Source organism: Micrococcus endophyticus (assembly GCF_014205115.1).
Lineage (GTDB): Bacteria > Actinomycetota > Actinomycetes > Actinomycetales > Micrococcaceae > Micrococcus > Micrococcus endophyticus.
On record NZ_JACHMW010000001.1, the window covers coordinates 1,230,897 to 1,254,062 of the forward strand.

Consider the following 23,166-nt stretch of genomic DNA (forward strand, 5'->3'; position numbering starts at 1 on the left):
GACGACGCGCGGGGGCGGGTTGGCCTGCCCGACGGACGTCCGGCGCGCACCGGCGAGCCCAGGAGGAGAACCGGCATGAGCACCCACCAGCACGACCACGGGCACCCCCGCCCCGAGGCCCCGGAGCAGACGGGACGTCCGCACGAGGCGCAGGCGCCGCAGGTCGACCCCGACGCGGACCCCCGCGCGTTCTGGGAGGGCCGCTACGGCGGCGAGCGGGTGTGGTCCGGGAAGGTCAACGCCACGACGGCGGCGCTCGTCGCCGGCCTGGACGTGGCGCCGGGCCGCGCCCTGGACCTGGGCTGCGGCGAGGGCGGGGACGTCCTGCACCTGGCCGAGGCCGGCTGGGACGCGACGGGCATCGACCTCTCCGAGGCGGCCGTCGCCCGGGCCCGGGACGCCGCCCGCGAGCGCGGCGTGGCGCAGCGGACCCGCTTCCTCGCCGCGGACCTGTCCGACGCCGCGGCGGACTGGGGTGCGCACGAGGCCGGCGCCGCCGGGTACGACCTCGTGACGGCCAGCTTCCTGCAGTCCCCCGTCGCATTGGACCGGCGGCGCATCCTGCACCGCGCCGCGGATTCCGTGGCGCCGGGCGGGCACCTCGTGCTCGTCTCGCACGGCGCTCCGCCGCCGTGGGCGCCGCCGGAGCTGGCCGAGCGCGGCGACTTCCCCTCCCCCGCCGCCGAGCTGGCCGCCCTGGGCGTGCCGGCCGACGGGGACGCGCGGTGGGAGGTCCTGACGGCCGAGCTGCGCGAGCGCGACACGACCGGCCCGGACGGCCGGTCCACCCGCCTCGAGGACACCGTCGTGGTGATCCGGCGGCGCTGACGCCGCGCGGGCGGGCCGGGCGTCGGGTCTGAGGCCGCCGGGCCCAGCCGCCTCAGACCCCGGTCTCGGCGCGCCAGTCCCGGATGGCCCGTGCCACGCCGGCCGGGTCCGCGAGGTGCGGCCAGTGCCCGCCGGCGTGGGCGGAGACGTCGACGACGCGGGCCCGGTCCGTCAGCTTGTCCAGGTCCGCCTGGTGCACCTGACGGGTGCTGCGCACGTAGAGCACGGGCACGGACGCCGCCGCCCAGAGGGGGCGGGGGTCCGCCGTGAGGACGGCGCTCCAGAGCGCGCGCATCGGGTGGTCGGCCGTGGCGTCCAGGTCCGCGAGGATGCGGGCGGGCCAGGGCTCCGGGGCCACCAGGTCCCGGGCGAGGGAGGCACGGAGGCGCTCCCGCCAGTCGGGGGCGGTCGCGAGGCGCGCCTTGTCCGCGCGGGCGGCGAGCGCGGCGGCGTCCACGGGGACGTTGGAGTCGATCACCACGAGGCCGCGCGGGCGGACGAGCCCCTCGGCGAGGGCGCTCAGCGCGATGACCCCGCCGGTGCTGTGGCCGATCAGCAGGTCGGGCCCGGCCCCGTCCCCGGCGCGGGCGGCCCAGTCCCGGGCGGCGGCGAGGATCCAGTCGTGGTCCGCCCCGGCCGCAGGCTCTCCGGCGTCTCCGGTCGGTGCGGGTGCCGCCGGCGCGGCATCGCCGTGGCCGATCAGGACCGGGGACGCGTCAGCGGCGTCCTCCGTGCTCCGGCGGCCGAGCGCGTCCAGGAGCGGGGCGAGGTGCCCGGGTCGGCCGCCGATGCCGTGCAGGACGCGGATCATCGACTCAGGCTCGTCCGCGAGTCGCCGGTCGCCTGGATCGGCACGGACAGGGGCAGCATGCCGGCGAACGGTCCGGCCGCGGCCAACAGGTCCACCTCGGCGTCCAGGCGGACCGTCACGGTGGCGCCGTCGTCCGCCACCCCGGCCGCCATGCCGCCGAGGCCGGGCACGGACGAGGCGGCGTCCACGGCGTCCAGGTGGGCCGCGGCGGAGGCGGCCACATCGCCGTCGTCGAGCACCACGCCGGGGTCCTCGCCCAGGCGGAACCCGAGCTCCTCGGCGCCGGCGAGGGCGGCCCCGTCGGCGAGGGACTGCAGGCGGCGGTGCTGCAGCTGCACGGTGGTGGCCGCGAGCATGACGAGCATCAGCCCGATGAGCAGGGCGCAGAGCCCGACGGTCAGGACTGTGGTCTGGCCGTCGTCGCGGCGCAGGGCGGACAGGGCGCGCATCAGAACCTGGGCACCGCCTGCCGGGCGTCGGAGCCCACGGTCACCGGGGCGAGGGACCAGTCGGCCGGGGTGAGCGGGATGGGCACCTCGACGTCGACGCGGGCCTGCACCACCTCCCCCGGGTCCAGGCTCACGCAGTCGCCCGCACTGCACCCCAGGTCCAGCTCATACGCGCCGTAGTCGATCCCGAAGTCCGCCAGAGTCAGGCGCACGGCGGCGTGCGCCTGCGCCGCCGACCGGCCCTCGGTGCCCGAGACGACCACCTTCGCGGCCTGGTCCGCCGCGGCCACGGAGGCGAACGCGGCCGCCTGCACCTGCGAGACGTAGATCATCAGGTAGACCACCGGGATCAGGAGCACGAGGGTGAGGCCGAGGAACTCGACGGTGGCCGAGCCGCGCTCGTCCCGCACGTCAGAGGCGATGGGCATGGCCGCTCACCTCCACGGGGATCGGGCCGGGCAGGAAGCCCAGGCCCGGCAGGGAGCTGGAGATCGTCACCCGCAGCACGGGGACCCCGTCCTGGCTCGTGGGCTCCGCGACGATGCGGGCCCCGGACTGGCCGGGCACGCCCGCGGCCAGCAGCTCGCGGGCCCGCTGCACGCCGTCCTCCGGGACCCGGTCCGCGAGCGCCCCGTACCGGGCGCCGGCGGAGGCCGCGTCGATCATCACGTTGCGGGTGTGGATCACGAGGCCGGCCTGGAGCAGGGCGGCGAACAGCAGGACGACCAGGGTCATCACCATGGTGGACTCGGCCACAGCGGCGCCCCGGTCGTCCCGCCAGCGCGGCCGCCGGCGGCGGGGCGCCGCGGCCGCCGCACCGCTGCCCGCTGTCACGCTCACTCCCCCTGGGTCACCTGCGAGATGGCCTGGTCGAACAGGGCGGTCAGGGCCGGCAGGGCGAGGGCCAGCAGGGCGGCCACGAGCACGGCGGACATGAGGGTGATCATCACCCAGCCGGGGACGTCGCCGCGGTCGTCGCGGACGTCGTCGTGCAGGAGCCCGCGCAGGGCGGTCAGGATCGAGATGACGTGGTGATGGAGCATGGTCCCCTCCTCGGGTGGACGGCCGCCCGTGCGGCCGCGTGGATGGTGTCGATGGTGGGTGGACGGGTGGACTATTCGGTTGTGGGTCTTCAGAACCCCATGCGCATCAGCGAGATGCCGGGGAAGACAGCGAAGATCACCGTCAGCGGGAGGATGCCGAACACGAGGGGCACCATCATCTGGATCTCCTTGCGCCCGGCGGCCTCCATGAGCTCGCGGCGGCCCATCTCCCGGACGTCCTGCGCCTGGGCGCGCAGCACGTCCGCCAGGGGCGTGCCGCGGTCGAGGGCGATGAGGATGCCGCCGATGAACCGCTCCACGGGGGCCAGCTGGACTCGGCGCCCCATGGACTTCAGCGCCGCGGACAGCGAGGACCCGGCGCGCATCTCCGCCAGGGTGGCGCGGAACTCCCCCGCGAGCTCCCCGCGGGCGGTGGTGGCAATGCGCTCGAGGGCCCCGGCCGCGCTCTCCCCGGCCCCCACGGAGAGGGCGAACAGCTCCGCGACGGAGGGGAACTCGGTGAGGATGGCGGCCCGACGCCGCTGGACGCGCAGGGACAGGAGCTGATCCCGCAGCAGGTACCCCGCCATGCCGCCGACGATGACGAAGCCGACGCCCGTGACCACCGGGATGCGCCCGGCGAGGGCGAGGGCCACCGAGAAGGCGGTGGCAATCCCGGCTCCCGCGGCGGCGCTGAGCACCTGCTGGGCGCGGAAGTCCGCCGCGGACACGGTCATCCCCGCGGCCGCGAGCTTGCGCTCGAGCGTCTCCCCGGCGGGTGCGAGCCGGTGCAGCCAGCCGACGCCGGCGCGCAGGACGGGGTCCAGGATCCGTCCCCAGGCACCCCAGGGCGAGGCGCCCGCCTCCTCGTCCTCGAGGAGGCGCGAGGCCGGGGTGTGGTGCCGCAGCTGCGGCTCGACCCGCTGCTCGAGGGTGGGGCGCCAGCCCAGGGGCTGCGCCACGGCGATCAGCAGCAGGCCGGCGCCGAGAGTGAGGCCCAGCAGGGCGGCCCAGAGCAGGGAGGCGCTCATGCGAACACCCTCTTCTCCTCGGGCAGCGCGCCGATGCGCAGCATGACGCGGTAGCAGACCACGGAGGCGACCAGACCGCCCAGCAGCACCGCGCCGCCCGCCGCCGACTGATAGGCGGCGACCGCGCTGGGCTGGGTGCCCAGCAGGAGCAGCACGATCCAGGGGGCGCACACGGCGAGCCGGGCGGCGTTCACCGTCCAGGACTGCCGCGCCTCCAGCTCAGCGCGGGTGCGGGCGTCCTGGCGGAGGAACTCGGAGAGGGTCTGCAGGAGGCGTCCGATGTCGGCGCCGCCGACCTCGCGGGTCAGGCGCAGCGAGACCACGAGCCGGTCGGCGACCGGGTCGGCCATCCGTGCCTTGAGCCGGTCGAGGGCGTCCACGAAGCGGGCGCCGGAGCGGTAGTCGCGGGCGAACTGCCGGAACGGCTCCCGCAGGCCCTCGGGCCCGGACTCCCCGAGCTGGATGAGCGCCTCCGGCAGGGTGAGGCCGGCGCGGATGGCGGAGCGGGCGTGGTCCACGGCGTCCGGCCAGAGCTCCCGCAGCGCGGTGGTGCGCCGGCGCGCCTGCCAGGACAGCAGCAGCCACGGGACGGCGGCCCCGAACAGGGCGAAGCAGGCGGCGATGGTCCACGTCCGGGTCACCGCGAGGATGAGCAGTCCGGTGACCACGCCGCCGACGGCCATGGCGGACACGACGCCGGCCGGGCTGAGCCGGCTGATGCCGGACTGGGCGATCAGCACGCGCAGCCGCGAGTCCGGGCGGGCCGTCTGGGGCCGCTGGACGGGCGGGGACCACAGGGACCACCAGAGCAGGAACAGGCCGCAGCCGAGCAGCAGGCCGAGCAGCACCGCCATCAGCGCAGCCCCACGAGCTCGTGGACGTCCACGCCGCGGCGGGCGAAGGCGTCGAACTCCAGGCTGGCCGCCTCGTTGAGGCGCAGGTCGCCCGCGGAGTCGCGCTGGAAGAGGGTGGAGGTCTCGATCACGCCGTCCTCCACGCGCGCGCCCACCGTGAGGATCTCCCGCACGCGGCGACGTCCGTCCCGATCCCGCTCGCAGTGCACGACGACGTCGATGCACGTGGCCACCGTGGGCACCACGAAGCTGCGGGAGATGTTCTCCCCGGCCAGCAGCGGCAGGGTGCACAGCTTGGTCAGGGCGTCGGCCGCGGAGTTCGCGTGGATCGTGCACATGCCGGCCAGTCCGGAGTTGAGGGCGACCAGCATGTCCAGGGCCTCTGCCTCGCGCACCTCGCCGACGATGAGCCGGTCCGGGCGCATCCGCAGGGCCTCCTTGACGAGCCGGCGCAGCGGGATCTCCCCGTGGCCCTCCAGGTTGGGCTGGCGGCACTGGAGGCCGACGACGTCGCGCACCGGGATCTGCAGCTCGAAGATCTCCTCCACGGTGATCACGCGCTCGCGCGCCCCGATGGAGGAGGCCAGGCAGTTCAGCAGGGTGGTCTTGCCTGCCTGGGTGGCCCCGCTGACGAGGACGTTCATGCCGACGTCCACCGCGGCGTCAAGGAAGCGCGCCGCCGTCGGGGTGAGGGAGCCGGACCGGACGAGGTCCTCGAGCCGCCGCGCGCGGGAGATGAACTTGCGGATGTTCACGGCCCAGTGGCGACGCGTGATGTCCGGGATGGCCACGTGCAGGCGGGAGCCGTCCGGCAGGGCGGCGTCCACGAACGGCATGGACAGGTCCAGGCGCCGACCCGAGGACTTGAGCATGACCTCGACGAGGTCGTGCACCTCCTCCTCGGTCAGCACGATGCCCGTCAGCTCGGACCGGCCGGCCCGAGCGCAGTACACGGCGTCCGGCGCGTTGAGCCAGATCTCCTCCACCGAGGGGTCGTCCATCAGGCGCTGGAGGGGCCCGAGGCCGGCGATCCGGTCGAACAGGTCCTGGCGGGCGGCCGCGGGGTCCTCGAGGTCCGGCAGCGCGCTGACCTCCGCGCGAGACTCGTAGTCCGCCGCCGCGTCCTGGATCAGGGCGATGACGCGGGCGTGCTCGCGCTGCGGGTCGATCCCCTGCCGCCGGACGACCTCGCGGATCTCGTCCTCGAGAATGCGTACCGCATCCATGCGTTCCTCCTGTGCCCGTTCTCGGCGCCATCCCCAGCGCCTCACACGTCCTGCCCAGGAAGATACCCGCTCTCGAATCCCCACGTGAGCCGGGACACCCCGCCTGTGGACAACCATGACGCGCGGGGTCGTGCGTTCTCGTCGTCCACAGGCCTCCGCCGCGGTGCCGCCGGGCATGGCAGGGTGCCCGCAGACGGGCCGCAGGCGCCCGGACGAGGGTGCACCGGGAAGGGGGCTGCGATGAGGTGGACCGTGCGGATCCTGGGCGGGCGGACGCCCGAGACGTGGCGCGTAAGCCCACTCCCGCGGGACCCCACGCTGCGGGACCGCGCCGTCCGCGAGCGCGCCCCCGGCCGGTCGCTGCGGGCCGTGGCCTCCGGGCCCGGGTCGGTGACGTACGCGCCGTGGGGCGGGGCCGAGCCCGCCCCGGGGCCGGAGCTGAGCGTGGTGACCGAGCGGGGGCCCGACGGCGGCCGGCTGGCCCCGTTGACCGGCGGCGGGGTGAGCGTCGGCCGGGGGCGGGCGCGGCTGCTGCTCGACGACCCGGCCGCCCCGTCCCGCCCGACGCGCCTGCGGCTGGCGGCCGCCGGGCTGCACGTCGAGGGCGCCGTCGAGGGCGCGCCCCGGCTCTGGGACGGACGGCGCCCGCACCGGATCGGGCGCACCACGCTGGGTCTGGTGCGCGGTCCGCAGCCGCCCCTGCCGCCGCCGAGCCTCCCGGCGCCGCCCTGCGTCGACCTCGGGTCGCCGCCGGCCGGCCAGTCCCTGGCGATCCCGCTGCTCACCGCGGCGGCTCCCCTCGTGATCGGGGTGGCCCTGGTGCTCGTGATGCGCAACCCGATCTTCCTGCTGTTCGGCCTCCTCTCGGTGGCCGTCGCCCTGACCATGCTCGGGCTCCAGCGGCGCGCCCGGATGCGGCACGCGGCCCTGCTCGCCGAGCGCGCCGCCGCCGTCACGGCGCACCGCGCGTCGGCCGACCTCTCCCCCGGCGACGTCGCCCGCGCCGTCCGCGCCCGGACCCCGGACCGCTTCGGCCTCACCGGTGCCGCTGAGGGCCCCGCGACGCTGTCCTGGGGGCTGGGCATGGGCGCCCTGGGCCTGTCCCGGGACGACCCGGACCAGGCCTGGGTCGCAGCCGTCACCGCGCGTCGCGAGGCGCTGACGGTCCCCTCGCCCGCCGCCCGCACCGTGGTGCTCGGCCCGCCCCGCGAGGCCGCCGGCGTCTGCCGGTGGGTCGTGTTCCAGCTGCTGCGCCACGCCGTGGCCGCGGGCGCCTGCCTCGTGGTGGAGTCCGGCGGATCGCGCCGGTGCTGGTGGGCGGGCGGGACCGGCGGGGCCCTCCTGGTCACCGCTCCCGCAGACGCCGCTCTCGAGGCGGCCTGGACCGCCTGGACGGCGGGGATCGGCGGGGCGCCGGGCGAGCGGACCGGTGCCCAGCCCGCCCGGATCGACTTCACGGGCGCGGACTGCGCCCCCGGGGAGACCGTCGTCGACCTGCGCGGCGGGATGCTCACGGACCCCGGCCAGGAGCAGCGGATCACCGGGCTCGAGGCGGACGGCATCGCCCCGGCGACGATCGCGGGCTGGGCCGCCGAGCTGGCCGACGACGTGGTGGACCTGGGCCTGCTGCCGACCGATGCCGGCGCCGGAGCCCTCTTCCCGCCGGCAGACGTCGGCACCCGCGACGCCGTGGACGCCCTGCGCGTGAGCCTCGAGGCCGGGTCCGACGGCGGCCCGGGCGCCCTGGCCCTCGACCTCGCCGCCGACGGCCCGCACCTGCTCCTCGCCGGCACCACGGGCTCGGGCAAGTCCGACCTGCTGCTCTCGCTGCTCCTGGGGGTGGCCGCCCACCACCCGGCGGCCGAGGCCGCCTTCCTCCTGCTGGACTTCAAGGGCGGCGCCTCCTTCGGCCCGCTGGCCGCGCTGCCGCACACCATGAGCCTGGAGACGAACCACGTGGGCGCGGCGTCCCTGCGGGCCCTGAACGCGATCCGTGCCGAGCTGCACCGGCGCGAGGCCCTGTTCGCCGAGGCCGGGGTGAGCGACTATCCGGCGTTCCGCCGCCGGCACCCCGAGGCGGCGCTGCCCCGGCTCGTGGTGGCCGTGGACGAGCTGCGGGTCCTCGTGGACGACCACCCGGACGCCGCCGCCGTGCTGCAGCGGCTCGCCGCCACGGGCCGCTCCCTGGGCTTTCACCTGGTCCTGGCCACGCAGCGCGCCACGGGCGCGGTCGGCTCGGACCTGCGCTCCAACCTCGGCAGCACGATCGCCCTGCGCACGGCCACGGAGCAGGAGTCCTGGGACCTGGTGGGCACCGCCGCCGCCGCGCGCCTGGACCCGCGTCGGCCCGGGTCCGCGATCCTGTCCACGGCGGGACGCGAGCCCGTCCCGTTCCGCGCCTCCCGGTGGGCCGTCGACGGCGGCGCCCCCGTGTGGCGGCGGCTCGGTGAGGCGGCGGAGGCGCCGGCCGCGGCGCCGTGGGAGGCGGTCGTCGCCCAGCTCGCCGAGCGCTACGCGGCCGGCCGCTGGCTCACGCCCCCGCCCGTGGTCACCCCGGCCCTGCCGGAGCGCTGGGTGCCGGACCGGACCCGTCGCGCCGGGGCCACCGCGCTGGCCCTGCTCGACGACGCCGCGCACGGCCGGCACCGGCCCTGGCGGTGGGCGCCGGGCGGCGGGGGCCGGGCCGCCTGGATCGTGGAGCCCGCGGGCGGACGGGCCGAGGCGCTCGCCGCCGTGCTCGAGGTCGCGGTCCGCGGCGGGGCGCCCGTCGTCGTGCTGGACGGGACCGGGGAGGCCGCGGCCATCGCGGCGCCCGAGGGGGTGCGACTGCTCCGCCCGGACGAGGAGGGCGCGGGCGAGCATGCGGCCGCGTGCCTGCGGGAGCTCGCGGCGGCGGGCGGCACGGCGGTCCTCACGGGCTGGACGACGTGGGCGGGGCTGCGGCTCGGCGAGTCCTACCGCACCCTCGAGGAGGACGCCCAGGGATGGCTCGGCGGGCGCGAGGCGGCCGGACTGCGCGTGGCGGCGTTCGGCGGACGCGAGCTGGCCACGTCCCGGCTGCTGCTGCACCTGCCCCACCGCTTCTACGTGCCGGCGGGCACGAGCGCCGAGCACCGCCTGGTCTGGCCTCGCCTGGCGGAGGTGGAGCCGCTGCCCGGGCGGGCCGTGCACGTCAGCCCGGACGTCCCGGAGCCTGGGCTGCCGTGCCAGCTCGCGTCACCCGGCGCGCGCCGCTCGGGCGCCGTGGACGCCGCGTCTACGCTGTGAGGCATGGCACAGATCCTCCTCTTCCACCACGCCCTCGGCCTCACCGACGGCGTCCGGGCCCTCGCCGCGCAGATCGAGGCCGGCGGCCACACCGTGCACACCCCGGACCTCTACGACGGCGCCCTGTTCACGGACGTGGAGGAGGGCATCGCCCACGTCGAGTCGCTCGGCGGCTTCGACGTCATCGCCGAGGCCGGCATGCGCGCCGCCGCGCAGCACCCCCAGGCCTCCGTCGTCGCCGGCATCTCCATGGGCGTGGTGGCCGCGCACCAGGCGGCCCAGGCCGTCCCCGCGTTCCGCGCGTGCATCGACATCGCGGGCCTCGTGCCGCTCGACGCGTTCGCCCCGCTGTGGCAGCCCCACACGGCGATGCAGGTGCACCTGGCCACGCGGGACCCCTGGGTGATGGACGAGGACCTGCCCCTGGCCCGCTCCGTGGCCGCCACCGAGGAGGACCCGGACAAGCCCGCCGTCCTCTTCGAGTACGACACCGACGCCCACCTCTTCATGGACTCCTCCACGGACGGCCATGGCCCCGCCCTCACCGAGGTGCTGGTCCGGCGCATCCACGAGCTGCTGGCCTGAGCGCGGGGGCGGGTCCGTGCGACACGCTGACCAGGGGGTTGTGGCCCGACGGAGGAGAGCGCACACTGACTGTGACTCGACTGTGAGTCGCACGATGATCCATTGGAGGGGACCCATGAAGATCCGTCACAAGCTCGCCGCCGCCACCGCCGCGCTCGGCCTCGCCGTGGCGGCCGCCGCCCCCGCGCAGGCCAGCACCATTTCCAGGACCTATGACGCTCGGACCAACACCTACTATTCCTATTCGGACTCGGTCAATATGGTGTGCTATCAGAAGTCGTCGAATCGCACCGCCCAGGCCCGGTTGAGCGTCCAGATCAAGACCAACGGTCGGTGGTATACCCGTATCAGCGCGCTGTACTCGGACACCCGTCTCCACTGCTTCACGCTGCGGTCCCAGAACGGGTTCTACGAGGGCAGGAGCGTGCGACTGATCGTCAGCGACAACCGCGGCTCCAGCACGACTCGCTACTTCTATCGCTGAGTCCTCGTCTCGCGATGAGGTGCGTCCCGTCGCCGTGTGGCCTCTGACGGAACCCCGAGTGCCACCACGCCGGAATGCGCCCCTCAGCGCGCCACCGCGTGGCCGTCCTTGCGGGGATCGGACCCGCCCGCGTAGCCGCCGCCGGGCAGCCGGCGCACCACCTGGCCGCCGCCGTACGTGCGGTCCCCCGGTCCCGTGCGCGTCACCGGGTGGCCGAGGTCGCCGAGCCGGCGGGCGACGTCGCCGCCCCATCCCGCCTCCAGCTTCAGCTCGCCCGAGCCCTCCACGAACCACCGCGGCGCGTCCAGCGCGCTCTGCACGTCCTGCCCGACCAGCAGCCGGTGCATCACCTGGACGTGGCCTTGCGGCTGCATGGGCCCGCCCATCACCCCGAACGCCGCCACCGGCTCGCCTCCCGCGGTGATTAAGCCGGGGATGATCGTGTTCAGCGGACGCTTGCCGCCGCCCACCTCGTTCGGGTGCCCGGGCACGAGGGAGAACCCCGCGCCCCGGTCGTGCAGGGCGATGCCGGTGCCCGGCACCACGAGCCCCGAGCCGAACCCGTAGTAGTTGGACTGGATGAGGGAGACCATCATCCCGGAGCGGTCCCCCACACTGAGGTAGATGGTGCCGCCCGCCGTGGGCGGGGCCGAGACGGCGGCGCCGGCCCGCTCCGGGTCCACCCGCGCGGCCAGCGCGGCGATCCGCTCCGGCTCGAGCAGCTCCGACGGGCCCAGCCGCATCCAGTCCGGGTCCGCGACCTCCGAGTGCAGCACCGCGAGCGCCTGCTTCATGGCCTCCACCTGCAGGTGCACGCCGTCGGCCGAGTCCGGGTCCCGGTGCTGCCCGCCGAGCACTTCGAGGACGGCGGCGGCCACGCAGGCCGCCAGGCCCTGGCTGTTCGGCGGGATCTCGTACAGCTCGTGGCCGCCCCAGGAGACGGACAGCGGATCCGCCCAGTCCACCTCGTGCGCGGCCAAGTCCTGCGCGCTCAACGCGCCGCCGGCCTCGGCGTGGGCCACGATCCGCGCCGCGAGCGGGCCCGTGTAGAAGCTCTCCCCGCCGGTGGCGAGGATCTCGCGCAGGGTGACGGCATGGTCCGGCATGCGTACCCTCTCCCCCTCCCGGGGTGCGGCGCCGCCGGGCAGGAAAGTGGCGGCGAACTCGGGCAGCTCCCCCAGCACCGTCGCGGCGCGACCCCAGTCCTGGGCCACGATCGGCGGCACTATCCACCCGTCCTCGGCATGCGCCACGGCCGCGGCGCCGAGCCGCTCGAAGGGCAGCACACCGAAACGGTCCGAGAGGGCGCGCCAGCCCGACACCGCGCCCGGCACGGTGACGGAGTCCCAGCCCCGGCGCGGCATCTGCTCGTGCCCGGCAAACCGCTGCGGCGTCCACGCCCGGGGGCTGCGGCCGGAGGCGTTGAGCGCGTGGACGCGCCCGCCGTCCCAGACGAGGGCCAGCAGGTCGCCGCCGATCCCGTTGTTCGTGGGCTCGGTGACGGTCGAGCACATCGCCGCGGCCACGGCGGCGTCCGCCGCGGTGCCGCCGTCGTGGAGCACATCCAGGGCGGCGGTGGCGGCCAGCGGTGAGGACGAGGCGACGACCTCGTCCCCGTAGACGACGCTGCGGCGGGAGGGGCGGGGCTCCATGGGGGCGGGTCCTTCATGAGGAGCGGCGGATCCTCGGCACCCTACCCGCGGCCGGACCTCAGGCGGAGGTGCCGCCGACCCGCCGCCGTCGGGCGAGGGTGACCAGGGCCGCCGCCAGCACGAGCACCGCGCCGGCCAGGCCGGCGAACACGTAGCCGGCCGCCGGGTGGATCGCGTCGATGAACACGCCGGACAGGGGCGCGCCCATCGCCGCGCCCGCCGTCATGGCGGACCCGTAGAAGCCCATCGCCTCGCCGCGGCGCTCCTCCGGCACCAGCGTGGACAGCCGCGAGGACGCCGAGGCCAGCGTGGGCGCGGTGAACAGCCCCGAGGGGATGGCCGCGAGCGCCAGCGCCCACAGCCCGTCCACGAACGCCATCGGCAGGGTCAGCAGCGCGAGCAGGCCCATGAGCAGGTACGGGTGAACCTGCCGGCCCCAGGCTCCGTAGAACAGCCCGCCCACCGCGGAGGCCCCGCACCAGAACGCGTATACGACGCCCACGGACCCGGCCATGCCCGCGTGCTCCAGCTCGGCGACCATGGTCACCTCGGTGCCCACCATCACCAGCCCCGCCGCCAGGGACACCACGAGCACGCCGAGGGCCTCCGGGCCCACCCAGGAGAAGTGCCGGGCCCGCCACAGCCGCAGCCGCTCCGCCCGGGTGAGGCCGGGGGTCGGCGTCGCCGGACCGGAGCCGTCCGCCGCGATGACCGGCAGGGCGCCGGTGACGAGCGGGATCGCCTCGGTGACCACGGGCAGGGCGCCGGTGGCCAGGGACGGGGCCGTCATCTCCACGTGCAACGGCGCGCCGTGCACGGTCTGCGCCACGGCCTCCTCGCGGTCCTCGTCCTCGGTGTACGGGTCCTCGGTCTCCGGGCCGACGACGGCCAGCTGGCTCGAGCGCGTGGGCGGGTTGAACCACATCAGCAGGACGCCGCCGAGCGCGCTGGACAGGCCCACGATGGTCAGGCCGAGGGCGCTGGACCACGTGGCGGCCACGACCGCGCCGAGCGCGGGGCCCACCATGAAGATCGTCTCGGTGATGATCGAGTCCAGGGCGAACGCCGTCTGCCGGTCCCGGCCATGGGTGAGCACCCCGAGGCCCTGGCGCACCACCGAGAAGATGGGCAGCGCGAAGACGCCGCCGAAGAACACCGCCACGAGCATCAGCCAGAACGGCAGCCACGGAACGAGCGGCCAGATCAGCGCCTCCGCGATGACGGAGGGCAGCAGCGCCCGGCGCAGGCCCTTGGCGTCCACCACGCGCCCGCGCCACGGGGAGCCGACGGCGATGCCCAGCGTCATGGCCGCCGCGGCCAGTCCCGCCTGGCCGTAGCCGAGGCCCAGGGTGAGCGCCACGTGCAGGGTGAGGATCACCCCGGCCGCCGTGTGCGGGAAGCGGGCGATGAACCCCACCGCCAGCAGATGGCGGATCCGAGAGTCCTGCAACAGCCGTCCGTACGCTCCGAAGTCCACCGGAGGATCCTATGCGAGCCGGTCACGCCGTGGGGCCCCGGACGGGAGGCGGGTGCCCGCCGCAGAGTGGGACGCGGTCACGGCCGCCCTCGCCGAGCCGAGCCCCGAGGAGTGGTACTGCTACGACACGGACAGCCGTGACACGCCGCTGGCCGGCCCGCAGGTCATCGAGGACTGGAGCGTGCTGACGGCCGTGCTCCGAGAGACGGCCGAGCCGCCCCAGGGCGGAGGCCGGACGACGGACCAGGCCGCCGCCATCCTGCGGCTGTGGGTCACGCGGCGCTTCCGCCGCGGCGATGCCCGGCTCACGGACGTCCCGCGGCATCCTGACTGCTGACCTCCGCATCGACCTCAGGGCCCCGCCGTGGACGGGACGGGGCCGCACCGGACGCCTCGAGTTCTTCCAGGTGATGGCGTGGCTGCTCCTGGCGTCCTGCCTGATGCAGTTCGTGTTCTACCAGCTGGGGGCCACCGGGCACCTGGGCGGGGCGGGGTGGCTGGGCGCCCCCCTGTTCTCCGCCGAGCCCGCCTTCTCGCGGCACCCGGACGTGCCCGCGGCGACGGCAACGTTCCAGTGGGTGAGCAACGCCCTGGTGCTGGCGCACGTGCTGCCCACGCTGGCGCTCACCGCCCGCCGACTGCGCGACGCGGGGTTCCACGTCGCGTGGACGCTGCTCGCATTCATGCCGGGGCTGGGGAGCCTGGTGCTGTTCTGCCTGCTGATCCAGCCCACCGGCCGCCGATTCCCGTGAGATCGCGGCCGGCGTCGCCGGCCTCAGTTGTTGCGGCGCCGGTCCTTGGCGCGGATGAGGTCCAGCGCGATGGCCGTGCCGAGCACGGCGCAGCGCACCACCGGGGGCATGCCCGGGTCCAGCCGCAGCTCGTACCGCGAGCGCCCGGCCAGCGCGTTCATGAAGCCGCCGAAGGTGGCCGTCGCACGGGCGATGGGCGCCTGCCCCACGGTCATCGTGTAGTCGTGGTCCCAGAGGTTGCCGGTCACGGCGAAGCGGGTGCCGTCCACCACCTCGACGCTCACGGAGGTGCGGAAGAGCGCGAACTCCCGGACCAGGTTGGCCAGGGGCAGCCCGTCCGCGTCCACGATCGCGTAGCGGTCGCGGCCGAAGGTGGCCGGGTCGGCGAGGCGGAACAGCACGCGGCCGTCCTCCCCGTCCACGACGTCGAAGGTGCGGCTGCCCAGCAACATCCGTCCCAGCCCGCCGCCGGTGGTGACCACGGTGGCCACCGTCTGCCCGTCGGGGCCGGTGACCTGCATGTCATTGGACATGAAGCTGGTGACCTGCTGCAGGGTGAGGACGTCCGTGCGGCCCAGGCGGCCGGCGTCGAAGGCGGTGCTCATGGCATCAGTCTGCCCGGCAGCGCCACGAGTTCGCGCGCGGCGACGTATCCGGCGCGCAGCGCGACCCGGGGGCCGACGTGCTGGAGGAACTCCGGGGTGCGCCGGGAACGACGGCGCCGGCGCAGCCTCCGGCCGTCCCGTCCGACGGCGGTGGACCGCCTCTCCCACTCCATGGCCTCCAGCACCACGGCGCCCAGCAGGGCGGCGTCCCCGGCGGGGCCCCACGGCCCGGCGCCCGGGTCCGCGCCGTCGCCCTGCCCGGCCCTGCCGTCGCGGTCGAGCCGCTCCCACCGGAGCGTGACGGGCTCCGGCGCCGGTCCGCCCGGGAGCCGGCTGCGCCACGGGACGGCGGCCGCCGGGGCCAGCAGGCCCACGACGCAGCCGTGGTGCATGATCCGGACCACGGCCGAGTTCCAATCGTCCTGGAGCTCGAACTCCGCCCCGTCGGCGGCCTCCACCCGGGCGGCGGCATGGAATCCGGTGTCCCACGGGCGCACGACGCCCAGCGGCAGGGCGCCGTCGTCGAGGACCTCGCCCGCCCCCAGTCCGAGGTCGGCCCGGTCCAGCACGGTGATCATCGGCCGCCCGGTGTCCGCGCAGACGAGCTCCACGGCGTGGCCGGCGCCCCGCCAGTCCGCCACCGGGTGGACCATGGCCGCGAGCGCGAGCCGCGTGCCGTCGTCGTCCGTCACCTCCGCGGCGAAGTCCGCGCCCGGCGTCCGGATCACGCGCACGTGCAGTGTCGGCGCCGCCCGCAGGCGGTCGCTCAGGATCCCCTCTCCCATGCCGCCCATCGTGCCCGATGCGGGCGTGCGGCGGGAGGAGCCGCCGTGGCCTGTGGACGGCCGCACCGGAGGGAATGCCGGGACGGACCGGCGCGTTGTCCTGTATAGTTCACTTTTGAAAGAAATGGCGGCGGCACCCGGACCGCCGCCGACGACCCCGCCTCGCGGGCGGCGGAAGGAGCGCACCATGCAGTTCGGCGTCTTCACCATCGGTGATGTCACCCAGGATCCCACGACCGGCACCACCCCCACCGAGCACCAGCGCATCAAGGACACCGTGCGCATCGCCCAGCACGCCGAGCAGGCGGGCTTCGAGGTGTTCGCCACCGGCCAGCACCACAACCCGCCGTTCGTGGCCCCGGGCAACCCGCCCACGCTGCTGGCGTACCTGGCCGCCATGACCAAGGACCTCCAGCTCTCCACCGCCACCACGCTCATCACCACCATGGACCCGGTGCGCCTGGCCGAGGACTACTCCTACCTGCAGCACCTGGCCGACGGCCGCGTGGACCTCACCATGGGCCGCGGCAACACCGGCCCCGTCTACCCCTGGTTCGGCAAGGACATCCGCCAGGGCATCCCACTGGCCGTGGAGAACTACAACCTCCTCTACCGCCTCTGGCACGAGGAGACCGTGGACTGGAGCGGCAAGTTCCGCTCCCCGCTGCAGAACTTCACCCTCACCCCCCAGCCGCTGGACGGCGTCGCCCCCTTCGTGTGGCACGGCTCCATCCGCTCCCCCGAGATCGCCGAGCAGGCCGCCTACTACGGCGACGGCTTCTTCCACAACAACATCTTCTGGAACAAGGAGCACGTCATCCAAATGGTGCGCCTGTACCGGCAGCGCTACGAGTACTACGGCCACGGCAAGGCCCATCAGGCCTACGTGGCCCTCGGCGGCCAGGCCTACATGGCCAAGAACTCCCAGGACGCCGTCAAGGAGTTCCGCCCGTACTTCGACAACGCCCCGGTGTACGGCCACGGCCCGTCCCTGGAGCAGTTCTCCTCGATGACCCCGCTGACCGTCGGCTCCCCGCAGCAGGTCATCGAGCGCACCCTGGGCTTCCGCGACTGGGTGGGCGACTACCAGCGCCAGATGTTCCTCATCGACCACGCCGGCCTGCCCACGGACACCGTCCTCAAGCAGATCGACATCTTCGGCGAGGAGGTGCTGCCGGTGCTGCGCAAGGAGTTCGCCGCACTCAAGCCCGACGACGTCCCCGAGGCCCCGACCCACGAGTTCCTCGTGGAGCGCGCCCGCCGCGGGGAGGCCCCCGTGCCCGGCGGCAAGGAGGGCTCGCAGGCCCAGATCGATCGCGCCGCGGCCGCCGAGAAGCGCGCCGCCGCGAAGGCCGGTGAGGGCGCATGATCGGCCAGGGCGCCTTCGAGGCCACCGACCCGTTCACGCCGCAGGCCCGGCACGTCGCCGTGGTCTCCGGCGGGTCCGGGGACCCCTCGCAGACCCGCATGCTCGCCGAGCGGATGGCCGAGGCCGCCTCGGCCGCCCTCTCCGAGCACGGCGTGGTCCCCGAGATCCACCTGATCACCCTGCGGGAGCTCGCCACGGACATCGCCCAGGCCATGGTCACGTTCGCCGTGAGCCCGGCCCTGCGCGCCGCCCTCGACGAGGTGCAGCAGGCGGACGCGGTCATCGCCGTCTCGCCCACCTTCAAGGCCTCCTACTCGGGGCTGTTCAAGTCCTTCTGGGACCTGGTGGACGACGAGTCGCTGCTCGGCGTGCCGGTGCTGCTCGGGGCCACCGGCGGCACCGTCCGCCACTCGCTCATGATCGACACCGCCCTGCGCCCCCTGTTCGCCTACCTCAAGTCCCGGATCGTGCCGACCGCCGTCTTCGCGGCCTCGGACGACTGGGGCGAGGCCGACGGCGCGCAGGCCTCCACCAGGACCGACCCCCTGCGCAGCCGCATCCGGGCCGCCGGACGCGACCTCGCCGAGATTCTCCTCAACCGCCCGCCCCGGGCCCGCGCCGCCGCGCCCGAGACCCTCGACCTGGAGGTGACCCCCTTTGAACAGCTCCTCAACCCCGACGCCTGAGCCGAGCGAGACCGCCCGCCACGCCTGGCGCGCCTACTTCGAGGCCACGCAGATGCTCTCGGAGCTGCTCGAGCGCGGCCTGAAGAAGAACAGCGGCATGTCCCTGGCCGACTACAACCTCCTGCTGCTGCTCTACGAGGCCCCCGAGGGCCGGCTGCGGATGGGCGAGCTCGCCTCCGGCATGGTGTTCTCCCCCTCCCGCATCACCTACCAGGTGAAGACCCTCGTGGCGCGCGGCCTGATCGAGCGGCGCGCGGCCGAATGCGACCGCCGCGGCTTCGAGGCCGTCCTCACGGACGAGGGGCGCACCGCGTTCCGCCGCGCCGCCGCCGGCCACGCCCGGCAGGTCGACGAGCTGTTCCTGAGCCACCTCGAGCCCGGCGAGGCCGAGACGCTGGAGCGGATCTTCACCCGGCTCGGCGGCCGGCTCGAAGGGCTCTGCTGAGGCGGCCCTCCCCCGGACGCCACGAGGCCCGGTGACCCCCTCGCGGGGTCACCGGGCCTCGTGGCGTGCGCGCCGTCGCGGCGCGCGGGGCGGGTCAGCCGATCAGCTGGCCGCCCAGGGTGACCTGGGTGTCGGTGGCGTCGCCGGCGGCGTCCACCACGGTGACCACCACGGAGCCGCCCGCGGGCACCTCGGCCGGGACGGGCATCCAGGCGCGGTACTCGCCGGTCAGGTCCAGGCCGTCCACGCCGAGGACGGTGCCGTCGGCGTCGTAGGCGGTGACGGTGACGGACGCGAAGCCGCCCTGGGAGGTCTCGGCCATCACCTGGGTGCCGTAGGCGACGCCCTCGGCGGGCGCGGCCACGACGTCCTCGGTGCCGGCCGCGACGGCCTCGGCCTCGGCGCGCTCGATGAGCTCGGCGCGGATGGCCTCCTCCTCGGCGGGCGTGAACTCGGTCAGCTCGGACTCGTCCACGGCGGGCTCGCCGCCGGTGGGCAGGTCCTCGTCGGCCACGGGGCCGGCGACGTCGGCGATCGCCGGGGTCTCGGTGACCTCGGTGGCCGGGGCCTCGGCCACGGCGGGCTCGACGGCGGCCGGTGCGGCCGTCTCCTGACCCACGGCGTCGAGGGACTCGACCGGGACCATGATGGAGGACAGGGACTGGGCGTCGCAGCCCACCACGTTGCCCTCCTCGTCGAAGGTCACCGGGGCCACGCCGGAGATGACGCCGACCACGCGCTGCTGCACGTCGTACACGGCGCCGCCGGAGTCGCCCGGGTAGGTGGAGGCGACGTCCAGGGCCATCTGGTCCGAGTAGGCGTCGTCGCACACCGTGGCGGCGTCGAACGTCTGGGTGTGGGACAGGCTGTTGGGCGCGCCCAGCGGCACGGACGAGCCGTGGGTGAACACGGTCTCGCCGACCTCCACGGAGGCGGCCGGGCGGGTGCTCCACTCGCCGACGACCTCGACGTCCTCGGCCAGGGCCACGCGCACCGCGTCCACGCCGGAGGTGCCGGGCAGGCCGGACACGGTGCCGATCTGCACGCCCTCGGCGTCGAGCACCGGGGAGCCGACCTGCCACTGGCCCGCGCCGCAGTGGGCGGCGGTGTACGCGGTGGCGTCGTCCACGATGGTGAGGCTGCACGCACCGGCCGGCGCGGACAGCGCCGAGCCCTGCGTGATCACGGTCTGCGCGAGGGCGGGGCCGGCTCCGGCCACCACCACCGCGCCCAGCGCCGCGGTGGCGACGCCGGTCAAGGTTCTGGTTCTCATGGGGTTCTCCTCGAGAGAGCAAGGGAGTCGACGGCCCGGCGGGGGGCGCGCGGCCGTCGAGGACGGGGCGAGGCCGCGGTCGGCCCACCCCTCCTCTTCTACGGTAGCGGATCGGCCACCGGGCCCGTCATGGACGTCGGACCGTGATGTCCACGGAGTCCGCCCGCTCGGCCAGCAGCGGCAGGTCGGCCAGCAGCGTCTTGAGCGTCGCCGCCATGAGCCGCACCCCGGCGGCGTCGGCGTCCCGGGCCGGCATGGCCACGATCTGCAGCTCGGGGCCGGCTCCGCCGCCGCTCATGACCGCGCCGGAGCCGGTGTGTGTCGCCACGCCGGAGCCCGGGGCCAGGCCCAGGTTCAGCAGGTGCGGCACGAGGTCCGCCACCTGGGCAATCTCGTCGGCGATCTCCTGGTCCCGGTAGGAGGGCGTCCAGGGCTTCTGCTGGGCCAGCGCCCACACGGCGGGGCGGCGCACCGCGTAGGTGTGCTCCGCCCCGGCGTCCACCACCACGAGCTCGCAGCCCTCGTCCACGGCGGACAGGCAGGCGCGCGGCATCCACACGGCCACCGGCCGGGCGATGGGGTTCCACGCCGTCAGCGCCGGCACGGAGGTGAACACGGGCAGGGCCTGCCGTCCGTCCGGGGCGCGCATGGTCACGAGGGCCACGTCCGCGGCCTTGTCCCCATGCGCGGCGACGTCGTGCTCGTGGCCGGAGTGGTCCGCGTGGTCGTGCACGTCGTCCTCGTCCACGGCAAGGGTCGGCACGACGGCGGCGAACACGCGGATGCGCGAGAGCACGTCCGTCACCTCGGCCTCGCCCGCGGCGCCCGTGGTGAGGGCCGCCATCACGCGGGTCCACTCCGCCGGACTCGTGCCGTCGTCCTCGTCGAACACGTGCAGCGGGTTCGCGGAGCCGTCCACGCCGGGGCCCGAGAGGTCCCGACCCTCCCAGGGCACGCCCGCGGTGTCGGCCGTGTTCGACCCCGCGGTCTTCTCGCGCATGCGGTCCAGGGCGGCCCGGATGTGGCCGGGCAGCTCGCGCGAGTCCGGCCGCGGCACGGCGACGGTCTCCTCGATCGGACCGGCGCCGGCCGCGCCCGCCGGGGCGCCGTCGTCGTGCCCGTGGGTCACTCGGCCACCGGCCCGGGCTGCTCGGCGCGGGCCTGCTCCACGGTGGCGCCGCCGGCCACGGCGAGCGCCTGCTCCAGGCTGAAGCGGCCGGCGTAGAGGGCCTTGCCCATGATGGCGCCCTCGACGCCCTGGCCGGTCATGGCCGCGAGCGCGGCGACGTCCTCGAGGGAGGAGATGCCGCCGGAGGCGACCACGGGCTTGTCCGTGCGCGCGCACACCTGCGCCAGCAGCTCGGTGTTCGGGCCCTTGAGGGTGCCGTCCTTGGTCACGTCCGTGACCACGTAGCGGGAGCAGCCGGCGTCCTCGAGGCGGGCCAGCACCTCCCAGAGGTCGCCGCCCTCCTGGGTCCAGCCGCGGGCGGCCAGGGTGGTGCCGCGCACGTCCAGGCCCACGGCCACCTTGTCGCCGAAGCGCTCGATCACGCGGGCGGTCCAGGCCGGGTCCTCCAGGGCGGCGGTGCCGAGGTTCACGCGGGCGGCGCCCATCTCCAGGGCGTTCTCCAGGGACGCGTCGTCGCGGATGCCGCCGGAGAGCTCGATCTTCACCCCGATCTCCTCCACCACGCGACGCATGACCTCGCGGTTGTCCCCGCGGCCGAAGGCGGCGTCCAGGTCCACCAGGTGGATCCACTCGGCGCCGGCGCGCTGCCAGTCGAGGGCCGCGGTCAGCGGGTCGCCGTACGAGGTGGCCGAGCCGGCCTCGCCCTGGACGAGGCGGACGGCCTGGCCGTCCTGGACGTCGACGGCGGGCAGCAGCTCGAGCGCGGGGGCGGCGGGGTTCGGGGTCATGGGTTCCTCTCGGGACGGGGAGGCCGTCGGGCTCAGCGCGCGACGGTCAGGAAGGAGGCGGCGATGGCCATGCCGGCCAGCACCAGGACGATCACGATGGCCCACAGCGGCGCCTTCTGCGTGCGCATGGACCAGGCGGCCCCGAGCAGCAGGCCGCCGAGGGCGAGGTAGAGGACGGACCAGTAGGGCATCAGAGGGTCTCCAGCCAGTTGCGCAGCAGCTGCAGTCCGGCGTCGCCCGACTTCTCCGGGTGGAACTGGGTGGCGGAGAGCGGCCCGTTCTCCACGGCGGCCACGAAGTCGGCCCCGTGGTGGGCCCACGTGACCTGCGGCGGGCGCATCGCGGAGATGGTCTGGTCGAACTCCCAGCGCAGCACGCCGTAGGAGTGCACGAAGTAGAACCGCTCGTCCTCGATGCCGGAGAAGAGGGCGCTGCCCTCGGGCGGGCGGACGGTGTTCCACCCCATGTGCGGCAGGACCTCGGCGGGCAGGGCCTCGACGACGCCGGGCCACTCCCCCATGCCCTCGGCCCGCTCGCCGTGCTCCACGCCGGCGTCGAACAGGATCTGGTGGCCCACGCAGATGCCGAGCACCGGGCGGCCGCCGGCCACGCGGCGCCCGATCCAGCGGGTGCCGCCGACCTCGGTGAGGGCGCGCATCACGGAGGCGAACGCGCCGACGCCGGGCACCAGCAGGCCGTCCGCGGACTGCACGGCCTCCGGGTCGCGGGTGAGCTCGACGGCCGCGCCGGCGCGCTCCAGGGCGCGCACCGCCGAGTGGACGTTGCCGGAGCCGTAGTCCAGCACCGCCACGCTCGGGCGCACGCCGGGGACGGAGGTGGGGCGGGCCATCAGAGGGCGCCCTTGGTGGAGGGCACGCCGCTCATGCGGGGGTCGTCCTCCACGGCGGCGCGCAGGGCGCGGGCGAAGGCCTTGAACTGCGCCTCGACGATGTGGTGCGGGTCGCGGCCGCGCACCACGTCCATGTGCAGGCAGATGGCCGCGTGGTAGGTGATCGACTCGAACACGTGGCGGGTCATGGACCCGGTGAAGTGGCCGCCGATCAGGTGGTACTGCTGGCCCTCGGGCTCGCCCTCGTGGACGAGGTAGGGGCGCCCGGAGACGTCCACGACGGCGCGGGCGAGCGCCTCGTCCAGCGGGACGGAGGCCTCGCCGAAGCGGCGGATGCCGGACTTGTCCCCGAGGGCGGTCTTGAGCACCTCGCCGAGGGTGATGGCCACGTCCTCCACGGTGTGGTGGACGTCGATGTGGGTGTCCCCCGTGGCGCGCACGGTGAGGTCGATCTGCGAGTGCCGGGCCAGGGCCGTGAGCATGTGGTCGTAGAACGGCACGGAGGTGGAGATCTCGGCGCGGCCGGTGCCGTCCAGGTCCATCTCGACGTGCACGTCCGACTCGCTGGTGGTGCGCGTCATGCGCGCACGCCGTCCGGAGATCAGCTCGGCTGCCACGGGGCCTCCTCGGGGCTGGGGCGCACCGGCGGGCGGCGGTGCGGGCGGGTGGGTGGGGTGCGGGCGGACGACGACGGCCGGGGCCGGGGGCGCCGCGCGCTCTGCCTCCATCCTAGGGAGGCGGGCGGACGCCCGAGCACGGGTGACGCCCGGCCCGGGG

27 protein-coding genes are annotated in these 23,166 nt (G+C 75.3%); 9 read left to right on the top strand and 18 right to left on the bottom strand.

What is annotated here, in order from left to right; translation table 11 throughout:
• The first annotated feature begins 75 nt into the window (after positions 1-75).
• Entirely contained in the window at positions 76-828 is a 753-nt protein-coding gene (locus HDA33_RS05580) for a class I SAM-dependent methyltransferase (RefSeq protein ID WP_184171706.1), read from the top strand.
• A 52-nt stretch (positions 829-880) separates the two neighbouring features.
• Here HDA33_RS05580 and HDA33_RS05585 read toward each other — a convergent pair whose 3' ends face one another.
• From HDA33_RS05585 to HDA33_RS05620, 8 genes are all read right to left on the bottom strand, one after another.
• Positions 881-1,639 (bottom strand): alpha/beta fold hydrolase, encoded by a 759-nt coding sequence (locus HDA33_RS05585; RefSeq protein WP_184171708.1) that lies wholly within the window; start codon positions 1,637-1,639, stop codon positions 881-883.
• Positions 1,636-2,088, bottom strand: coding sequence for a pilus assembly protein TadG-related protein (locus HDA33_RS05590; protein WP_017488350.1), 453 nt, complete (start codon positions 2,086-2,088; stop codon positions 1,636-1,638). Before HDA33_RS05590 ends, HDA33_RS05585 begins: the two co-directional genes overlap by 4 nt.
• Positions 2,088-2,516, bottom strand: coding sequence for a hypothetical protein (locus HDA33_RS05595; protein WP_158494896.1), 429 nt, complete (start codon positions 2,514-2,516; stop codon positions 2,088-2,090). The genes HDA33_RS05590 and HDA33_RS05595 overlap by 1 nt, the downstream gene beginning before the upstream one ends.
• Complete coding sequence (locus tag HDA33_RS05600) at positions 2,500-2,922, bottom strand: TadE/TadG family type IV pilus assembly protein (RefSeq protein ID WP_374176991.1); 423 nt, start codon at positions 2,920-2,922, stop codon at positions 2,500-2,502. The genes HDA33_RS05595 and HDA33_RS05600 overlap by 17 nt, the downstream gene beginning before the upstream one ends.
• A 2-nt stretch (positions 2,923-2,924) precedes the next feature.
• Positions 2,925-3,131 (bottom strand): hypothetical protein, encoded by a 207-nt coding sequence (locus tag HDA33_RS05605; RefSeq protein ID WP_184171712.1) that lies wholly within the window; start codon positions 3,129-3,131, stop codon positions 2,925-2,927.
• Positions 3,132-3,220: 89 nt separating this feature from the next.
• Positions 3,221-4,162: a type II secretion system F family protein gene (locus HDA33_RS05610; RefSeq protein WP_184171714.1), complete on the bottom strand. Its 942-nt coding sequence runs from the start codon at positions 4,160-4,162 to the stop codon at positions 3,221-3,223.
• A complete protein-coding gene (locus HDA33_RS05615; protein WP_158492107.1) occupies positions 4,159-5,016 on the bottom strand; it encodes a type II secretion system F family protein in 858 nt (285 codons plus the stop codon). The genes HDA33_RS05610 and HDA33_RS05615 overlap by 4 nt, the downstream gene beginning before the upstream one ends.
• Positions 5,016-6,242, bottom strand: coding sequence for a TadA family conjugal transfer-associated ATPase (locus HDA33_RS05620; RefSeq protein ID WP_017488356.1), 1,227 nt, complete (start codon positions 6,240-6,242; stop codon positions 5,016-5,018). Before HDA33_RS05620 ends, HDA33_RS05615 begins: the two co-directional genes overlap by 1 nt.
• A gap of 240 nt (positions 6,243-6,482) precedes the next feature.
• On the opposite strand from HDA33_RS05620, the gene HDA33_RS05625 reads away from it, so the two are divergent.
• The 3 genes from HDA33_RS05625 (at position 6,483) to HDA33_RS05635 (ending at position 10,578) form a co-directional block, all read left to right on the top strand.
• Positions 6,483-9,509, top strand: a complete 3,027-nt coding sequence (locus HDA33_RS05625) for an FtsK/SpoIIIE domain-containing protein (RefSeq protein WP_184171716.1) — start codon at positions 6,483-6,485, stop codon at positions 9,507-9,509.
• Positions 9,510-9,512: 3 nt separating this feature from the next.
• The gene (locus HDA33_RS05630; protein WP_184171718.1) at positions 9,513-10,094 is read left to right on the top strand and encodes a dienelactone hydrolase family protein; all 582 of its coding nucleotides are present in this window, start codon (positions 9,513-9,515) and stop codon (positions 10,092-10,094) included.
• A 115-nt stretch (positions 10,095-10,209) separates the two neighbouring features.
• Complete coding sequence (locus HDA33_RS05635) at positions 10,210-10,578, top strand: hypothetical protein (protein ID WP_184171720.1); 369 nt, start codon at positions 10,210-10,212, stop codon at positions 10,576-10,578.
• A gap of 83 nt (positions 10,579-10,661) precedes the next feature.
• Here the strand turns inward: HDA33_RS05635 and HDA33_RS05640 are convergent, their stop codons facing one another.
• Positions 10,662-12,230 carry a gamma-glutamyltransferase family protein gene (locus tag HDA33_RS05640; RefSeq protein ID WP_184171723.1) on the bottom strand — a complete coding sequence of 523 codons (1,569 nt, stop codon included), beginning with the start codon at positions 12,228-12,230 and terminating at the stop codon, positions 10,662-10,664.
• A 58-nt stretch (positions 12,231-12,288) separates the two neighbouring features.
• Positions 12,289-13,707, bottom strand: coding sequence for an MFS transporter (locus tag HDA33_RS05645; RefSeq protein WP_184171725.1), 1,419 nt, complete (start codon positions 13,705-13,707; stop codon positions 12,289-12,291).
• A 52-nt stretch (positions 13,708-13,759) separates the two neighbouring features.
• On the opposite strand from HDA33_RS05645, the gene HDA33_RS05650 reads away from it, so the two are divergent.
• Positions 13,760-14,044, top strand: coding sequence for a hypothetical protein (locus tag HDA33_RS05650; protein ID WP_184171727.1), 285 nt, complete (start codon positions 13,760-13,762; stop codon positions 14,042-14,044).
• Positions 14,004-14,459: a DUF805 domain-containing protein gene (locus tag HDA33_RS05655; RefSeq protein WP_276510926.1), complete on the top strand. Its 456-nt coding sequence runs from the start codon at positions 14,004-14,006 to the stop codon at positions 14,457-14,459. The genes HDA33_RS05650 and HDA33_RS05655 overlap by 41 nt, the downstream gene beginning before the upstream one ends.
• A 23-nt stretch (positions 14,460-14,482) precedes the next feature.
• On the opposite strand, the gene HDA33_RS05660 is transcribed toward HDA33_RS05655, so the two are convergent.
• Both HDA33_RS05660 and HDA33_RS05665 read right to left on the bottom strand, forming a co-directional pair.
• Entirely contained in the window at positions 14,483-15,064 is a 582-nt protein-coding gene (locus HDA33_RS05660) for an LURP-one-related/scramblase family protein (RefSeq protein WP_184171731.1), read from the bottom strand.
• Complete coding sequence (locus HDA33_RS05665) at positions 15,061-15,849, bottom strand: hypothetical protein (RefSeq protein WP_184171733.1); 789 nt, start codon at positions 15,847-15,849, stop codon at positions 15,061-15,063. Before HDA33_RS05665 ends, HDA33_RS05660 begins: the two co-directional genes overlap by 4 nt.
• Before the next feature lie 187 nt (positions 15,850-16,036).
• Between HDA33_RS05665 and HDA33_RS05670 the strand changes: the two genes are divergently transcribed.
• Genes HDA33_RS05670 through HDA33_RS05680 form a run of 3 tightly spaced genes read left to right on the top strand, consistent with a single transcriptional unit; the run spans position 16,037 to position 18,349 of the window.
• Positions 16,037-17,218, top strand: a complete 1,182-nt coding sequence (locus tag HDA33_RS05670; protein WP_184171734.1) for an LLM class flavin-dependent oxidoreductase — start codon at positions 16,037-16,039, stop codon at positions 17,216-17,218.
• Positions 17,215-17,904, top strand: coding sequence for a CE1759 family FMN reductase (locus tag HDA33_RS05675; RefSeq protein ID WP_184171736.1), 690 nt, complete (start codon positions 17,215-17,217; stop codon positions 17,902-17,904). The genes HDA33_RS05670 and HDA33_RS05675 overlap by 4 nt, the downstream gene beginning before the upstream one ends.
• Positions 17,876-18,349 carry a MarR family winged helix-turn-helix transcriptional regulator gene (locus tag HDA33_RS05680; RefSeq protein ID WP_184171738.1) on the top strand — a complete coding sequence of 158 codons (474 nt, stop codon included), beginning with the start codon at positions 17,876-17,878 and terminating at the stop codon, positions 18,347-18,349. Before HDA33_RS05675 ends, HDA33_RS05680 begins: the two co-directional genes overlap by 29 nt.
• A 94-nt stretch (positions 18,350-18,443) precedes the next feature.
• On the opposite strand, the gene HDA33_RS05685 is transcribed toward HDA33_RS05680, so the two are convergent.
• From HDA33_RS05685 to hisB, 6 genes are all read right to left on the bottom strand, one after another.
• The gene (locus tag HDA33_RS05685) at positions 18,444-19,622 is read right to left on the bottom strand and encodes a trypsin-like serine protease (protein ID WP_246416884.1); all 1,179 of its coding nucleotides are present in this window, start codon (positions 19,620-19,622) and stop codon (positions 18,444-18,446) included.
• A 127-nt stretch (positions 19,623-19,749) separates the two neighbouring features.
• Positions 19,750-20,751: an SseB family protein gene (locus HDA33_RS05690; RefSeq protein ID WP_184171740.1), complete on the bottom strand. Its 1,002-nt coding sequence runs from the start codon at positions 20,749-20,751 to the stop codon at positions 19,750-19,752.
• Positions 20,748-21,539 (bottom strand): bifunctional 1-(5-phosphoribosyl)-5-((5-phosphoribosylamino)methylideneamino)imidazole-4-carboxamide isomerase/phosphoribosylanthranilate isomerase PriA, encoded by a 792-nt coding sequence (gene priA / locus HDA33_RS05695; protein ID WP_017489587.1) that lies wholly within the window; start codon positions 21,537-21,539, stop codon positions 20,748-20,750. The genes HDA33_RS05690 and priA overlap by 4 nt, the downstream gene beginning before the upstream one ends.
• Positions 21,540-21,571: 32 nt before the next feature.
• Complete coding sequence (locus HDA33_RS05700; RefSeq protein WP_017489586.1) at positions 21,572-21,730, bottom strand: hypothetical protein; 159 nt, start codon at positions 21,728-21,730, stop codon at positions 21,572-21,574.
• Positions 21,730-22,389, bottom strand: a complete 660-nt coding sequence (gene hisH / locus HDA33_RS05705) for an imidazole glycerol phosphate synthase subunit HisH (protein WP_184171742.1) — start codon at positions 22,387-22,389, stop codon at positions 21,730-21,732. The genes HDA33_RS05700 and hisH overlap by 1 nt, the downstream gene beginning before the upstream one ends.
• On the bottom strand, positions 22,389-22,970 hold the full coding sequence (gene hisB, locus HDA33_RS05710; protein ID WP_184173803.1) for an imidazoleglycerol-phosphate dehydratase HisB: 582 nt from the start codon (positions 22,968-22,970) through the stop codon (positions 22,389-22,391). Before hisB ends, hisH begins: the two co-directional genes overlap by 1 nt.
• Positions 22,971-23,166 lie beyond the last annotated feature (196 nt).

What these genes read in the sequence shown, in the direction of transcription:
- HDA33_RS05660 (WP_184171731.1), bottom strand. Translation starts at nt 15,064, where the DNA reads ATGAGCACCGCCTTCGACGCCGGCCGCCTGGGCCGCACGGACGTCCTC.
- HDA33_RS05605 (WP_184171712.1), bottom strand. Translation starts at nt 3,131, where the DNA reads ATGCTCCATCACCACGTCATCTCGATCCTGACCGCCCTGCGCGGGCTC.
- HDA33_RS05610 (WP_184171714.1), bottom strand. Translation starts at nt 4,162, where the DNA reads ATGAGCGCCTCCCTGCTCTGGGCCGCCCTGCTGGGCCTCACTCTCGGC.
- HDA33_RS05620 (WP_017488356.1), bottom strand. Translation starts at nt 6,242, where the DNA reads ATGGATGCGGTACGCATTCTCGAGGACGAGATCCGCGAGGTCGTCCGG.
- HDA33_RS05595 (WP_158494896.1), bottom strand. Translation starts at nt 2,516, where the DNA reads ATGCCCATCGCCTCTGACGTGCGGGACGAGCGCGGCTCGGCCACCGTC.
- priA (WP_017489587.1), bottom strand. Translation starts at nt 21,539, where the DNA reads ATGACCCCGAACCCCGCCGCCCCCGCGCTCGAGCTGCTGCCCGCCGTC.
- HDA33_RS05580 (WP_184171706.1), top strand. Translation starts at nt 76, where the DNA reads ATGAGCACCCACCAGCACGACCACGGGCACCCCCGCCCCGAGGCCCCG.
- HDA33_RS05675 (WP_184171736.1), top strand. Translation starts at nt 17,215, where the DNA reads ATGATCGGCCAGGGCGCCTTCGAGGCCACCGACCCGTTCACGCCGCAG.
- HDA33_RS05700 (WP_017489586.1), bottom strand. Translation starts at nt 21,730, where the DNA reads ATGCCCTACTGGTCCGTCCTCTACCTCGCCCTCGGCGGCCTGCTGCTC.
- HDA33_RS05590 (WP_017488350.1), bottom strand. Translation starts at nt 2,088, where the DNA reads ATGCGCGCCCTGTCCGCCCTGCGCCGCGACGACGGCCAGACCACAGTC.
- HDA33_RS05655 (WP_276510926.1), top strand. Translation starts at nt 14,004, where the DNA reads ATGCCCGGCTCACGGACGTCCCGCGGCATCCTGACTGCTGACCTCCGC.
- HDA33_RS05625 (WP_184171716.1), top strand. Translation starts at nt 6,483, where the DNA reads ATGAGGTGGACCGTGCGGATCCTGGGCGGGCGGACGCCCGAGACGTGG.
- hisH (WP_184171742.1), bottom strand. Translation starts at nt 22,389, where the DNA reads ATGGCCCGCCCCACCTCCGTCCCCGGCGTGCGCCCGAGCGTGGCGGTG.
- HDA33_RS05635 (WP_184171720.1), top strand. Translation starts at nt 10,210, where the DNA reads ATGAAGATCCGTCACAAGCTCGCCGCCGCCACCGCCGCGCTCGGCCTC.
- HDA33_RS05685 (WP_246416884.1), bottom strand. Translation starts at nt 19,622, where the DNA reads ATGAGAACCAGAACCTTGACCGGCGTCGCCACCGCGGCGCTGGGCGCG.
- HDA33_RS05615 (WP_158492107.1), bottom strand. Translation starts at nt 5,016, where the DNA reads ATGGCGGTGCTGCTCGGCCTGCTGCTCGGCTGCGGCCTGTTCCTGCTC.
- HDA33_RS05585 (WP_184171708.1), bottom strand. Translation starts at nt 1,639, where the DNA reads ATGATCCGCGTCCTGCACGGCATCGGCGGCCGACCCGGGCACCTCGCC.
- HDA33_RS05640 (WP_184171723.1), bottom strand. Translation starts at nt 12,230, where the DNA reads ATGGAGCCCCGCCCCTCCCGCCGCAGCGTCGTCTACGGGGACGAGGTC.
- hisB (WP_184173803.1), bottom strand. Translation starts at nt 22,970, where the DNA reads ATGACGCGCACCACCAGCGAGTCGGACGTGCACGTCGAGATGGACCTG.
- HDA33_RS05670 (WP_184171734.1), top strand. Translation starts at nt 16,037, where the DNA reads ATGCAGTTCGGCGTCTTCACCATCGGTGATGTCACCCAGGATCCCACG.
- HDA33_RS05665 (WP_184171733.1), bottom strand. Translation starts at nt 15,849, where the DNA reads ATGGGAGAGGGGATCCTGAGCGACCGCCTGCGGGCGGCGCCGACACTG.
- HDA33_RS05630 (WP_184171718.1), top strand. Translation starts at nt 9,513, where the DNA reads ATGGCACAGATCCTCCTCTTCCACCACGCCCTCGGCCTCACCGACGGC.